This window comes from Micromonospora trifolii (genome assembly GCF_022229005.1).
Taxonomy (GTDB): Bacteria; Actinomycetota; Actinomycetes; order Mycobacteriales; family Micromonosporaceae; genus Micromonospora; species Micromonospora trifolii.
Genome location: NZ_JAKKFD010000008.1, coordinates 37,192 through 49,920, shown reverse-complemented (window position 1 = coordinate 49,920; position 12,729 = coordinate 37,192). Strand labels below are relative to the sequence as shown.

Below are 12,729 nucleotides of genomic sequence, written 5' to 3'. Positions count from 1 at the left end.
GTCAGGGAATCATGACCGGTACGGTTCTGACGAGTCGGCTCAGGCGAGCAGCGCGGCCAGGGTTGCGCCGCGCAGCAGCTCGGCGCGGCGTCGCCGGTCCACCTCACCACCGAGGAACGGCGTCGAGTTCATCAGGCCGAACGCGGCGTGCGCGAGCACCCGCGCCTCACCGTCGGGCATGCCCGGGTGCAGCGCGGTGAGCACCGTGACCCATTCCTCGACGTAGAGCCGTTGCAGGCGACGAATCCGGCGCCGAGGCTCCTCCGGCAGGCGGTCCAGCTCGTGCAGGTGCAATGCGATCACCGCCGGATTGGCCAGCGCGAACTCGACGTGGAAGTCGATCAGTGACTCCAGCACGCCGCGCGGGTCGTCCGAACCCCCGACGGCGCGTTCCCGCCCACCGGCCAGCAACCCCTCGCTGACCGGAATCAGCGCGGCGGCCAGCATGGCTTCCTTGCCGGCGAAGTGGTGGTAGAGCGCCGGACCGGTGACCCCGGCGGCCGCGCCGATGTCGTCCATCGACACGCCGTGATAGCCACGGGCCGCGAACAGACCTACCGCGATCTCCAGGATCTCGTCCTTGCGGGACCTGCGCCGGCCCGCACCCGCCGCACCCCGTGCCTGCTGCTCCACCGTCACCGGGCAAGCCTAGACCGCGAGGAGCCCGCAATGGTTGCCGGTCAGTTCCCTCCGCACCGGACCGGGCCGCCCCTGACCTGGCCAGGGGCGGCCAGTCAGGTCAGTCGTCCTCGTCCAGGTCATGCTCCGCGCGCAACGCGGCGGCCTCCTCGGGTCGATCGAGCAGATCGAGCGCCCGCGTCAGCAGCCAGGCCGTCTGGCGGACCTGCCGCGAGGCGGCCGGCAACCCACCGAGTACGCGGCGCAGCAGCGGCTCCGCCTCGGCCGGCCGGTCCATGCGCAGCAGCAGCTCACCGATCAGGGCTTCCACCTGGGCGGCCTCGCCGAACGCCTCAATCGAACGCAACCGGTCCGGCACCCCGGTGAGCCGGGCCAGCGCCTCGTCCGGTCGGTCCTGCCCGGTGAGCACGCGTGCTCCGGCCTCGGCCGCCATCGCCAGCTCGTACAGCACCGGCGGATCGGCCTGCCCGGCCAGCTTCGCCGCCAACCCGTCCACCACCTCGACGGCGTGCAACGCCGCGTCCCGGTCGTCGGCCCAGAACCAGGCGTACGTCTCCCGCCGGCGGGCGCGCAGCTCGTCCAGCGGCAGGTCACCGAGCCGGTACGCCTCAGCCGCGGCGGCGAACCGCTCGCCCGCCGCCGCGTCCCGGTCGGCGTCGTAGAGGATCCCGCCGGCCTCCTCCAGCACCTGCGCCCGGTGCGGAAGGTTGTCCGGTCCGTCCAGATTGCTGGCCAGCTGCTCCAGCAGCGCCAACGACGGGTCGATCTCACCAAGGCCGGCGTAGACGCCGGCCAGCAGGTGTCGACAGCGATCAGCCTCCGCCTGGGCGCCCAGCCGATCCAGACCGAGCACGGCCTCCTCGGCGACCTCGGCGGCCTCGGCGAGCCGGCCCACCATGCGGTACGCGTTCGCCAGCTCCCACCGCAGGAACGCGTCCCCCTCGGCGCCCCGCTCCACGCACAGCGTCACCGCCTCGACGAAGTCGTCCACAGCGTCCGGGGCCCGGCCGGCCGCCAACAGCGCCCGGGCGCGGGTGACCCGGACCGGCAACTCCGCGTCCGCCGGTGCCGCCGCCAACGCCTCGTCGCAGGCGGCCACGGCGTCCGCCGGATCGTCGACGAGCCGCGCGTACGCCAGGCAGGCGCCCGTGACCACCTCGCCGACGCCCAGCTCGCGGCCGATCCGACGTGCCTCGTCGACGACGGCGCGGGCCTCGTCGACGCGGTCCAACTGCTCCAGCAGGTGCCCCCGGTGCAGGGCGATCCGGGCCGCCAGGTGCTGGTCGCCGCCCGCGTCGGCCGGCACCCCGTCGAGCGCGGCGAGCGCGTCCGCCCAACGCTCGCGGTGCAGCAGCGCCAACGCCACCCGGTCGTGTCCGGCCGCCCGCTGCCCGGCGTCACCGAGCCGGTCCAGGACCTCGGCCGCCTCTCGGGCCAGCAGCAGACCCTCGTCGGTGTCGTCGTCGGACCGGGTCAACAGCACGCCGAGCCGCCCGGCGACCGTCTCGGCGGCCACCTCCTCGCCAGCTTCCCGGTACAGCTCCAACGCCGCCCGGTTCAGCTTGATCGCACCATCGGTGTCGTCCTCGTCGCCGCGCTCCGACGCGCGCAGCGCCAGCCGGTGCGCGGACGTGCGTGCGGGCAGCTCGGCCGAGCCGAACCGGTCATCGAAGGCGACAAGTGCCGCCCGGAAGGTGGCCCGGTCGTGCCGGCCCCAGCTCTGCTCAGCGAGGTCCAGCAGATCGTCCGGGCCGGCGTCGACCGGCAGGGTCACGGCCCGTGGTTCAGCCCTGTCGGTTGACACTCGCCGGACCCGGTCGGCCGACGACGCTGGTGTGCCCTGCTCGACGACCGGCTCGTCCCCGACCGGGCGGGCCGGGCGGCGGCGGACGCTCGCCGACAGCGGCACGTGCTCCCCGCTCGCCTGCACGGCCAGCCGGCGAGCGATCCACTCCGACTGGTGGGTGGTGCCGTTACGGGTGTCGAAGCGGGCGGCCAGACCGGTCGCGGTCGCGGCCAGGTCCTCCGCCAACGACGCCGCCGACACCTCGGCGGCGGGCCGGCCCTCGGCGGCGCGGCGGTACACGGTCGACGGGCCGGCCTGACGCAGCGCGGCGGCGGACGCCGCGGCGAAGTGCATGGCGGCCGCCGGCGACGGCGGCCGGTCCAGCCAGTCCAGGTGCCGCTCGACCAGCTCGACCGCCCGCGCCTCGTTGCCGGTCAGCGTGCAGAACTCGATGTGGTCCGCGATGTCCCAGAGGTCCGCGAGGTTGCCGCGCAGCCGGCGGTACGCCTCCCGGTGCGCGTCCCGTGCCTGGTCACCCCGCCCGGTGCGCAGGTACGGCAGGAGCAGCGCGGTGAGGATCGCCTGCGGCTGCTCGGTGCAGGTGAGCCGACCGGCGAGCACCGGCTCGGCCAGCGCCACCGCCTCGGCGTCCCGGCCGGTGTCGGCGAGGTGGCCCACCCGGCTCGTCGGATCACAGCCGGCGCAGTCGGACAGTTCGTCGCGCGGGGTGGTCTGCCAGAGCCGGTACCAGTGCGCGGCGGCCTCGACGTCGCCCACGTGCTCGGCAACCCGGAACCGGTGCTTGTGCACGGCCTGAAGGCTGTGCCCACCGGCCCGGTAGCGCCTCTCCATGTCGTCCAGCACCGCGTACGTGCGGTCCAGTGGCACCTCGGGGAACTTCAGCAGGCCGGACGCCATGTACTTGAAGTGCCACAGCAACTGGTGCAGGTGGCGCTGATGGTAGGGCTGCGGGTCCCTGTCGAACTCGGACAGACACCAGGAGAACGTCACGAAGGACTTCGCCGGCTCACCGCCGTAGATGTAGCCGGTGGTGGCCTGCATCCGGGTGACGAAGGCGAGATGCCTGTCGTCGGCGGCGTCCACCCGGCGTAGCAACTGCTCCAGGGCGGCGATCTGCCCCGCCCCGTACGGCATGTCGGCGATGCCGTGCAGCACCCGCCACAGATCCTCGTCGCTCATGCTCACTCCCGTCCCGGAACAGCCCGGCCGAGCAGGCCGAGGAAGGAATCGTTCAGCAGCGCCGCGTCGGCCGCGCGGATCGGATGGTGGCCGAGCAGCAGCGCCTGCCCGTACAGCGCCTCGATGGCGAGGCCGACCAGCTCCGGGTCGTTCAGGTTGACCACCCGTCGTACCAGTGGGTTGCGGTGGTTGAGCACCAACTGCGGGCGATCCGGCGGGGCGGTGGCGGCGAGCGCGTCGAGCACTCCACCCCACAGCTCGTCGGCGCGGTCCCTGCTGGCCGCGAGTTGGTCGTTGAACGCGGCCGACCGACTGACCAGGTAGAGCGCTGGCAGCGAGACCGGGTCGTACGCCCGGATGACCACCTCGCAGCCGGACCGCTCGACGGCCCGCTGCGCCGCCGCGAGGAACTGTCGCAGCGCCAACTCCACCTGCGGGTCGAGCGCGTCGAACCGGGTGGTGAGGTCGCTCGGCTCCAGCCGCTCGATCAGCACCGAGCGGTCCACCACCGGCAGCCGCTCGATCAGCTCCGTGTCGTACGTGTAGCCGGCGTTGACCACCGCCAGGTCCTGAGCGGCGGCCACCGCGGCGAGCTGACGGAACTCGTCGAGGCTCGCCGCGTAGCGGACAACGCCGTAGCGCTCCCGGAACTCGGCGAGGGTGAGCGTGCCGACGTTGGTGTCCATGGGCCACCACCTGTCGACCAGCCGGAGCATCTCGTCGTCGTGCAGCGCCAGGGCCTTCACACCGAGGTGGTGCACCTGGAGGAACTCGGCCAGCCGGTGCGGGTCGTGCCGGGCCAGGCGGACCAGCCAGCCGCGCACCTGGTCGCCGAGCGCCTCCCGGGTGGCCGTCAGCAGGGTGTCCTCGTAGAGGGCCTCCCGGCTGGCGGTCGGGCGCAGCTCGGTCGCGTCCACCACGCAGTGCGCGAAGAACGCCCACTCCGGCAGCAGCCCGTCGGCGTTCTCGGTGAGCAGCATCCGCTTGAGGTAGACCCGGTGCCCGGCCCGGGCCGCCGGGTTCACCGGGGTCGGCAGGATGACGGCGACACCGGTCAGCCCGGCCTCCGGCACGGCCAGCGGCAGGACGTCGAACGGGTCCACGCCGAGCGTCTCCCGGGCGTACCGGATCAGCGCCGCGCGGTCCAGTGGCGCACCCGGCGTGGTCGGCCAGGGCGGCTCCCCGGTGGTGGTGACGACGTCGCCGACGCGGACGGTGACCGGCAGCAGCGCACCGAAGAGCCGGGCCAGGTCGGTGACTGTCGCTGTGGTGAACCACTGGTCCGCGTCGCGGCGGGGCACCAGCGTGACAGTGGTGCCCGGCTCGGCTCGGGCGGCCTCCGGCGGGGCCACCGTCACCGCGTAGCGGCCGTCGGCGTACCCGGTCCAGCGGACCGTGGGGTCGTCACCGTGTCGGGTGAGCACCTGGATCTCGTCGGCCACCAGGAAGCAGGAGAGCAGGCCGATGCCGAACTGGCCGAGGAACTCGTGCCGGGAGAAACCCAGCTCGTCGCGCTTCGAGCTGCGGCCGATGGTGGCCAGCAGCTCGTGCACCTGCGCCTCGGTCAGGCCGATGCCGGTGTCGTGCACCCGTAGCGTGCCGTCGCCGGTGCTGTCCGGAGGTTCGATGCGTACCAGCGCCGGCGCGTCCGGCTCGACCCGGCGTCGGGCGGTGATCGCGTCCACTGCGTTCTGGAGTAGCTCGCGGACGTAGACCCGCGGGCTGCCGTAGAGGTGATGACTGAGCAGGTCGACCACGCCACGTAGGTCGACCTGGAAGGTGTGGTCCACGCCTGATGTCTCCCCGGTCCCGATGCCGGCGCTCACCGTACCCATGATCACCGACAGGCGCGGTCCCCTTTTCGCCCGGCGGCTTGACCCTCGACCCGGTCGAACCGGCACGGTCGCCGGCATGACTTCCTCCGCTCTGGGCCGGGACTTCCGGCTCCTGTGGTCCGCGGCCGTCTCGTCCCGGTTCGGGGACGCGCTGCGTACCCCGGCCCTGGCCCTGCTGGCCGCGACGGTGACCCGGGATCCCCGGATCATCGCTGCGGTCACAGTGGCCGGGCAGTTGCCGCCGCTGCTCTTCGGCCTGCTCGGCGGCGTGTACGCGGACCGCTGGGACCGTCGTCGGACGATGGCAGTGGTCGACGGGGTACGCGCGGCAGTGGTGGCGGCGCTGGCAGTGGTGGTCGCTCTCAACCGGGTCACCGTCCTGGTGCTGCTGGTGGCGGCGTTTCTGCTTGCCACGTTAGGCACTCTCTTCGACTCCGCCTCGTTCGCGTTGCTCCCCGCGCTGGTGTCGCCGGACGCGCTGCCCCGGGCGAACGGCCGGCTCCAGGCGGGGTCCGCTGTGGCCGGTGGCTTCCTCGGAGCGCCGGCCGCCGGTGTCCTGTTCGCCGTGGCTCCGGCCCTCCCGTTCGCCCTCGACGCCGTCACCTTCGCGGCGGCCGCCCTGCTCGTGCTGGCCCTCGCGCCGACTGCCGTGGCGACCGTGGCAACGCGGCCCGGAGCCCGGCGCGGCTCGGTGTGGAACGAGATCGTCGAGGGGTTGCGGTGGCTGCGGGCGCACCGGACCCTGTGGCGGGTCACAGTTCTCACCGCCGCGAGCAACCTGGCGATCAGCGGAATCATGGCGGTGCTCGTGCTCTACGCGCTGGACGTGCTGCGGGTACCGCCTGCGGGGTACGGGCTGTTCGCCGCCGCCGCCATCGTCGGGGGTGTGGCGGGGGCGCTGGGGGCGGGGCGGCTCGCCGCGTGGCTCGGTACGGTGCCGGCGCTGCGCGCGGTGCTGGCCGTGGAGACCGTGGCGCTGACCGGCTTCGCGTTGGCTCGGCATCCGGTGTCGGGCGGGATCGCATTGGCCGTCTTCGCCGCCGGCACCGTGGTGTGGAACAGCCTCTGGGCGTCGTACGGGCAGCGGCACGTGCCGAGCGAGTTGCTGGGCCGGGTCGGTGCGGCCCAGCGGATGATGGGTCTGCTCGCCGCACCGCTCGGGGCGGCACTCGCCGGGCTGGCCGCCGCGGCCTACGGCACGGCACCGGTGGCGGGCGCGGCGGCGGGGACGTTAGCGCTGGTCACCCTCGCCGCGTGGCGTTCGCTGCGGCCGGCCGCGCCCGCCGTGCTGAGCCGCGCGGCCTAACCCGGCGTCCGCTCGCGGTGCGACAACCCGGACAGGCGCAGCGCGATGCGCCGACGGGCCGGTGGGACGGCACCAAGCAGCCGGAGCAGCACGTCGCGGGCGGGCCGACGAGCCGGGGAGACGCCGGCCAACCTGGTCAGCCCGGCGGCGAAGCTGAGCACGTCCTCGGCCATCGGCCGCTGCCGGGCGCTGTAGTCGTCGAGCAGTGTCTCCGGGCCACCGTCGAACACGTCCGCCACGGCGGTGCCGAGCGCCACCGCGTCGCAGATGCCGAGGTTCATCCCCTGCCCACCGGCCGGGCTGTGCACATGACCGGCGTCGCCGGCGAGCAGCACCGGCCCGGCTCGGAAGGTGTCGGCGATCCGGTGGTGCACCCGGAACCGGGAGCCCCAGAGCACCTCGGTCACCCGGTCGGGTCGTCGCGCCGGGCCGCGCTCGTCGAGCAACGCCTGAAGGTAGGCCGCATCCGGTTCGGCCGGGGCGCTCGCCACTGCGGCGACCAACCGGACAACCCCGCCGGGCAGTGGTGCCCAGACCAGCGGCCCGGGGCGGGCGAGGAAGAGCGCCGCCTCGTTGCGGGGCAGCACGCTGCGCACCCGCACGTCGGCGAGCACGAAGGACTCCTCGTCGCTGCCGCCGGTGAAGCCGATGCCGGCCAACTGCCGGACCGTGCTGTGCAGGCCGTCCGCACCGACCACGAACCGGGCCCGCAGCGCCTCCCCGTCGACCTGCGCGAGCATGTCGTCACCGGCGTTGCTCAGCCCGGTGAGCTGACACGGACGTCGTATGTGGACGCCTAGTTCAGCCAACTTCTCGGTGAGCACGGCCTCGGTGACCGCCTGGGAGACCAGCAGCGCGTAGGGAAAGCGGGACGGCAGCTCGTGGAACGGCACCGACAGCAGCACCCGGTCCCGGTCGCGCACTGTGAAGCGCGGCGTGCGCACCGCCTGGGCGATCAGTGGCGCCGCGGCGTCGATCCGGTCCAGCACCTCCAGGGTGTACGCGTGCACGACGGCTGCGCGGGAGGTCGTCGGCGGCGCGGCCAACCGGTCCAGCACTGTCACGGCGACCCCGCGCTGGGCCAGCGTCAACGCTGTGGCGAGACCGGTGGGGCCGGCCCCCACCACCAGGACGTCGGTGCTCGTGGGCAGCATGGCCACCTCCAGAAGACCTTTGCCAACAGGTGTTGGCAAACACTTGTTGGCAACGCTAGGGCCGACTCGATTGCATGTCAACACCTGTTGGCATACGGTCGTTGGCATGACCCCGTCCGCCCAGCCCACCCAGCCCCGCCGCTCCGACGCCACCCGGGCGTCGATCCTGCGAGCGGCCCGGGAACGGTTCGCGGCGGACGGCTACGAGCGCGCCACCATCCGGGCCATCGCCGCCGACGCCCAGATCGACCCGTCGATGGTGATGCGCTACTACGGCAGCAAGGAGGGGCTCTTCGCGGCGGCGGCCGAGTTCGACCTACGCCTGCCCGACCTGACCCCGGTGCCGCCCGCCCAGCTCGGTGAGGTGCTGGTCCGGCACTTCCTCGCCCGCTGGGAGGGCGACGAGACCCTTGTGGCGCTGCTGCGGGCCGCCAGCACCAACCCCGGCGCTGCCGAACGCATGCGCGGCATCTTCGCCGACCAGCTCACCGCCGCCGTGGCCACGTTCGGCACCGACCCGGCGCTGACCGCCCGACGGGCCGGCCTGGTGGCCAGCCAGATCCTCGGCCTCGCCTTCACCCGGTACATCGTCCGCCTGCCGCCGATTGTGGACACCCCGCCGGACGAGCTGGTCTCCTGGATCGCGCCGACCCTCCAGCGCTATCTGACCGGAACGTCACCGGGCTGACCCAACCTTTTCCCACCTCCCGTGCGTCTGCCAGATGACGCGTACATCGCGACGGCCGGGAGGGGGGCGGATGGCGCCGACGAGGGACGACGGACGCGACGGCTACCTCGCCTTCGTGGAGAACCACCAGCACCGGCTGCTCCGCGCGGCCTACCTGATCTGCGGCAACCAGCATCAGGCCGAAGACCTCCTCCAGGACGCGCTGCTGAAGCTGGCGCTGCGCTGGTCCTCGGTCCGCGACGGCGACCCCTCCGCGTACGTGCGGGCCATCCTCTACCGGGACTCGGTGTCGTGGTGGCGCCGCCGGCGGCGGGAATGGCTCAGTGCCGCGCCGCCGGACCAGGTCGCCCATGACCGGGACGGCGCGTTGCGGCTGACGATGCACGACGCGCTGGGCCTGCTGCCACCGCGGCAGCGGGCCGTGCTGGTGTTGCGCTACTACGAGGACCTGACCGAGGTCGCCACCGCCGAGGCACTCGGGGTGACCGTCGGCACCGTGAAGAGCCAGTGCCATGCGGCGCTGCGCCGACTCCGCGAGGTCGCCCCGGACCTCGCCCGCGATGCCCGACCGCGCCGAGGCTCGGCCGATCTGGCCAGCGGTCTGGAGGTGAACCCGTGAACGAACAGGAATTGCGTCGACTGCTGACCGTCAGCGTCGAGGACGTGCTCCCGAGCCAGCCGGCCGCCGCCGGATGGGAAGGGGCTCGGCGTACCCGGCGTACCCGGCGGGCCGTCGGAGTGGTCGCCCTGGCCGTGTTGCTGGTCGGTGGCGGCACGGTGGCGGCGCTGCGACCGCCCGCCGACCCGACGCCGGCCCCTCCGGTCGGCCCGACGGTGACCCCGACCGTCGACCCCTCCCACGCGGGTCCGGTGCAGAAAGCGCCCGCCGGGCTGACCTTTACTCCCGATCCGTTGGCCAAGCTCGGCGACCCGGCGACCGTGCCGCTCTCCGAGCGACCGGTCCAGCAGGCACTGGCGCTGTTCCAGCCGGTCGACGAGGAGTACCACGCGAACGGCCCGGTCCGGGTGCTCGGCGACGACGGCGTGATGCGCAGCCTCGACGTGGTGACGCTGGCGCCGACCCGGGACGCGAGCGGCAACGAGGCTCCCGCGCTGAAGCCGGGGATGCTGTCGCCGGACGGCCGGTCGGCCGCGTTCGCGCAGACCAAAGAGCTGATCATGGTGGACCTCACCACGGCGGCCGTCCGCCGGATACCGCTCGATGGCTACCTGGAGCTGGTGGTGTGGGCGCACGACCGGGTGCTGGTCGGCGGCGACGACCGGACGTACGCGGTGGACCGGGTCACCGGGGCGGCCAGCACGATCGACGTCTCGACCTGGGAGTTGATCGCTCCCGACCCGGCCGCAGGCCGCGAGGCCCCGTTGATCGACATGTACGGCGTGGGGACCAGCCTGATGCTACGCAGCCTTACCGCCCGGGAGGGCAAACTCCGCTCCGAACAGCCGATCAACGGCTCGGCGCTGCCCTCGCCCTACCAGGTCAACGAGTTCTACGGCCGGGGCTGGCTGCACGGCGAGCGCCTGGCCCGGGCGGCCTGGATCGTCAACAACGAGATCGACGGTGCCGAGGGGACCGCCGTGCTGGACGCGCGGACCGGCGCCGTGCTCCACCTGCTCGACCTGGGCCGGGACCGCGGCAAGGGCTGCTGCGACGTCCTGGGCTGGGACAACAAGGGCGCGGTGCTGCTTCGACTGCAACCGGCAGCCCTGGCCCGCTGGCACCCGGAGACCGGCGAGATCACCGGCATCGTCCGCGATCTGCGCGGCGTGTTCGCACTGCCTGGCTGAGACACCGTCCCCGCGCGACGTTCACTGTCGCGCGGGGACTGTCGTACCGCTCAGACGGCCAGGCCGCCGGGCTGGTCACCCTGAACGACTGGCGCCCGGACCAGGTTGCCCCACTCGGTCCACGAGCCGTCGTAGTTGCGCACCTGCGGGTAGCCCAACAGGTGCCGCAGCACGAACCAGGTGTGGCTGGACCGCTCGCCGATCCGGCAGTACGCGATCACGTCGTCGTCGGGGCTCAGCCCAAGCTGGTCGGCGTAGATCGCCTTCAGCTCGTCGGCGGACTTGAACGTGCCGTCCTCGTTGGCTGCGGACTTCCACGGCTTGCTGACCGCGCCCGGGATGTGCCCGCCGCGCAGCGCACCCTCCTGCGGGTAGTCCGGCATGTGCAGCATCTCGCCGGTGTACTCACCAGGCGACCGGACGTCGACCAGCGGCCGGCCGGAGGCGATGTGCGCCATGACCTGCTCGCGGAAGGCCCGCAGCGGGGCGTCGTCGCGGAGCGGCACCGGATAGTCGGCGCGCGGGCGAGCCGGCTTGTCGCGGGTCACCTCGCGCCCCTCGGCGATCCACTTCTGCCGGCCGCCGTCGAGCAGTCGCACATCGACGTGGCCGAAGAGCGAGAAGACCCAGAGGGCGTACGCGGCCCACCAGTTGTAGTTGTCGCCGTAGAAGACGACGGTGTCGCCCCGGCCGATGCCCTTCGCGGCACACATCTCGGCGAAGCTCTTGGCGTCCAGGTAGTCCCGGGTCACCTGGTCGTTCAGCTCCAGATGCCAGTCGACCTTTACCGCACCGGGAATGTGGCCGGACTCGTAGAGCAGCACGTCCTCGTCGGATTCGACGACGACGAGGCCCTCGTCGCCCAGATGCTCGGCCAGCCACTCGGTGGTGACCAGCCGCTGCGGGTCCGCGTACGACTGGAGGCGGGGATCGGGATCGTTCGGCACAGACATGATCCCCAAGGTACGCCGTTCAGGCGCGGCGGTGGGCGATCCGACCAGCGACGACTGTCACCAGGCAGGACCCGTCGTCGCCGTGTACCGCGAGGTCGGCCCGCCCGGCCGGCCGCAGCGTCGGCGCCACGGCGGTGGCCAGCACCAGCAGGTCACTGCGCTCGGCGGCGGCCCGCAGGGTGGGATCGGCCAGGTGTTCGGCCAGCACCGCCGTCACCCCGGTGCGGAGCAGCGCGTGCACCCGTTCGCGCGGGGTTGGCGCGGGCGGCAGCGGACGATCGTGCAGCAGACCCGGCCCCAGCGTGCCGGGCCAGCGGCGAACCCGGGCACCCGCGTACGCGGAACTCAGCTCGGCCAGCGGGCCGACGGCCTCGATCCGGTCGCCACTGATCAGCACGGCGTGCTCGGGCACCGGCTCGCCGTCCGGGTCGCGGCGCAGCAGGGCCGCCGTGTGCAGGGTCAGCACGCTCAGTCGACGAGCGGGCCGAGTTGCGGGCGCTTCGCCGTCACCGTGTCGCCGGACGACCGACCGGTCAACCGCCGCTTCACCCAGGGGGCGAGGTACTGACCGGCCCACCGCAGGTCGGAAGCGCGGGCGGCCAGCCACGGCGACGGCGACGGGTGCGGCGGAACCATCAGCCACTCCTCGTCACAACCGACCCCGAGGGCGTTCAACACCTGCCCGGCGACCCGGCGATGCCCGGCCGGGGAAAGGTGCAGCCGGTCGGTGCTCCAGAGCATCGGGTTGAGGAACGTGTCGTCGGCGTACAGGTCGACCATGATGGCGCCGTGCCGCTCGGCGGTCTCACCGACCGCATGGTTGAGCAACTGCACCCGGGGGGCGACGAGGCGTTGGCCGGGCAGTCGGGCCATCACGTCCGCGAACCGGAAGAGGAGGACGTCGGCGCCGCCGGAGCGCAGTTGCCGAACGACCTCGTCGAAGCGGGCGACCAGGGTGTCCGGGTCGAAGGTGCGCCGCAACACGTCGTTGCCACCGGCCGCGAAACTGATCAGATCCGGCTTCATCGCCACGGCGGAGGGCACCTGCTCGGCGACCACGCTGGGGAAGAGCCGGCCCCGGATGGCCAGGTTGGCGTACCGGAAGTCGGGGCCCGCGTCGGCGGCGAGCCGGGTCGCCACCAGATCCGCCCAGCCCCGGTAGGTACCGTCCGGGTACGCGTCGTCCATACCCTCGGTGAAGCTGTCCCCGACCGCGACAAAGCTGCCCCAGCGCACCCGCGCCCCCCTCACGCCTTCGTTGCCTGCGGCGACCAGTCTGTCACCGGAGAGGCAGCACATGGTGCCCCGATCTGCCGACGTGTCGCAGGTCATTGGCGGGCCGGATCGTCCGGTGCAACC

Annotated in this window: 11 protein-coding genes; 4 read left to right on the top strand and 7 right to left on the bottom strand. The window is 73.0% G+C overall.

Translation table 11 applies throughout. The features are described from left to right. Positions 1-39 precede the first annotated feature (39 nt). From NIE79_RS05600 to NIE79_RS05590, 3 genes are all read right to left on the bottom strand, one after another. Positions 40-639 carry a TetR/AcrR family transcriptional regulator gene (locus NIE79_RS05600; protein WP_238677522.1) on the bottom strand — a complete coding sequence of 200 codons (600 nt, stop codon included), beginning with the start codon at positions 637-639 and terminating at the stop codon, positions 40-42. Positions 640-739: 100 nt separating this feature from the next. Further along, the gene (locus NIE79_RS05595; RefSeq protein ID WP_238677521.1) at positions 740-3,625 is read right to left on the bottom strand and encodes a tetratricopeptide repeat protein; all 2,886 of its coding nucleotides are present in this window, start codon (positions 3,623-3,625) and stop codon (positions 740-742) included. A gap of 2 nt (positions 3,626-3,627) precedes the next feature. Beyond that, a complete protein-coding gene (locus tag NIE79_RS05590) occupies positions 3,628-5,415 on the bottom strand; it encodes an HSP90 family protein (RefSeq protein WP_238677625.1) in 1,788 nt (595 codons plus the stop codon). A gap of 121 nt (positions 5,416-5,536) precedes the next feature. Between NIE79_RS05590 and NIE79_RS05585 the strand changes: the two genes are divergently transcribed. After that, on the top strand, positions 5,537-6,766 hold the full coding sequence (locus tag NIE79_RS05585; RefSeq protein ID WP_238677520.1) for an MFS transporter: 1,230 nt from the start codon (positions 5,537-5,539) through the stop codon (positions 6,764-6,766). On the opposite strand, the gene NIE79_RS05580 is transcribed toward NIE79_RS05585, so the two are convergent. Further along, positions 6,763-7,920, bottom strand: coding sequence for an FAD-dependent oxidoreductase (locus NIE79_RS05580; protein WP_238677519.1), 1,158 nt, complete (start codon positions 7,918-7,920; stop codon positions 6,763-6,765). The two genes, NIE79_RS05585 and NIE79_RS05580, sit on opposite strands and share 4 nt — an antisense overlap. A 106-nt stretch (positions 7,921-8,026) precedes the next feature. On the opposite strand from NIE79_RS05580, the gene NIE79_RS05575 reads away from it, so the two are divergent. The 3 genes from NIE79_RS05575 (at position 8,027) to NIE79_RS05565 (ending at position 10,417) form a co-directional block, all read left to right on the top strand. Then, positions 8,027-8,608, top strand: a complete 582-nt coding sequence (locus NIE79_RS05575; RefSeq protein WP_238677518.1) for a TetR/AcrR family transcriptional regulator — start codon at positions 8,027-8,029, stop codon at positions 8,606-8,608. A 70-nt stretch (positions 8,609-8,678) separates the two neighbouring features. Beyond that, complete coding sequence (locus NIE79_RS05570; protein WP_238677517.1) at positions 8,679-9,227, top strand: SigE family RNA polymerase sigma factor; 549 nt, start codon at positions 8,679-8,681, stop codon at positions 9,225-9,227. Beyond that, positions 9,224-10,417 carry a hypothetical protein gene (locus NIE79_RS05565; protein ID WP_238677516.1) on the top strand — a complete coding sequence of 398 codons (1,194 nt, stop codon included), beginning with the start codon at positions 9,224-9,226 and terminating at the stop codon, positions 10,415-10,417. The genes NIE79_RS05570 and NIE79_RS05565 overlap by 4 nt, the downstream gene beginning before the upstream one ends. Positions 10,418-10,467: 50 nt before the next feature. Here NIE79_RS05565 and NIE79_RS05560 read toward each other — a convergent pair whose 3' ends face one another. The 3 genes from NIE79_RS05560 to NIE79_RS05550 are packed head-to-tail and all read right to left on the bottom strand — an operon-like array spanning position 10,468 to position 12,606. Further along, on the bottom strand, positions 10,468-11,370 hold the full coding sequence (locus NIE79_RS05560) for a sulfurtransferase (protein ID WP_238677515.1): 903 nt from the start codon (positions 11,368-11,370) through the stop codon (positions 10,468-10,470). Between the two features lie 19 nt (positions 11,371-11,389). Then, complete coding sequence (locus NIE79_RS05555; RefSeq protein ID WP_238677514.1) at positions 11,390-11,836, bottom strand: imidazolonepropionase-like domain-containing protein; 447 nt, start codon at positions 11,834-11,836, stop codon at positions 11,390-11,392. 2 nt (positions 11,837-11,838) lie between these two features. Then, positions 11,839-12,606 carry an SGNH/GDSL hydrolase family protein gene (locus tag NIE79_RS05550; protein ID WP_238677513.1) on the bottom strand — a complete coding sequence of 256 codons (768 nt, stop codon included), beginning with the start codon at positions 12,604-12,606 and terminating at the stop codon, positions 11,839-11,841. Between the last annotated feature and the right edge of the window lie 123 nt (positions 12,607-12,729).

Excerpts from the sequence above, each read along its gene's own strand:
- NIE79_RS05595 (WP_238677521.1), bottom strand. The coding sequence starts at position 3,625 with ATGAGCGACGAGGATCTGTGGCGGGTGCTGCACGGCATCGCCGACATG.
- NIE79_RS05585 (WP_238677520.1), top strand. The coding sequence starts at position 5,537 with ATGACTTCCTCCGCTCTGGGCCGGGACTTCCGGCTCCTGTGGTCCGCG.
- NIE79_RS05580 (WP_238677519.1), bottom strand. The coding sequence starts at position 7,920 with ATGCTGCCCACGAGCACCGACGTCCTGGTGGTGGGGGCCGGCCCCACC.
- NIE79_RS05575 (WP_238677518.1), top strand. The coding sequence starts at position 8,027 with ATGACCCCGTCCGCCCAGCCCACCCAGCCCCGCCGCTCCGACGCCACC.
- NIE79_RS05570 (WP_238677517.1), top strand. The coding sequence starts at position 8,679 with ATGGCGCCGACGAGGGACGACGGACGCGACGGCTACCTCGCCTTCGTG.
- NIE79_RS05560 (WP_238677515.1), bottom strand. The coding sequence starts at position 11,370 with ATGTCTGTGCCGAACGATCCCGATCCCCGCCTCCAGTCGTACGCGGAC.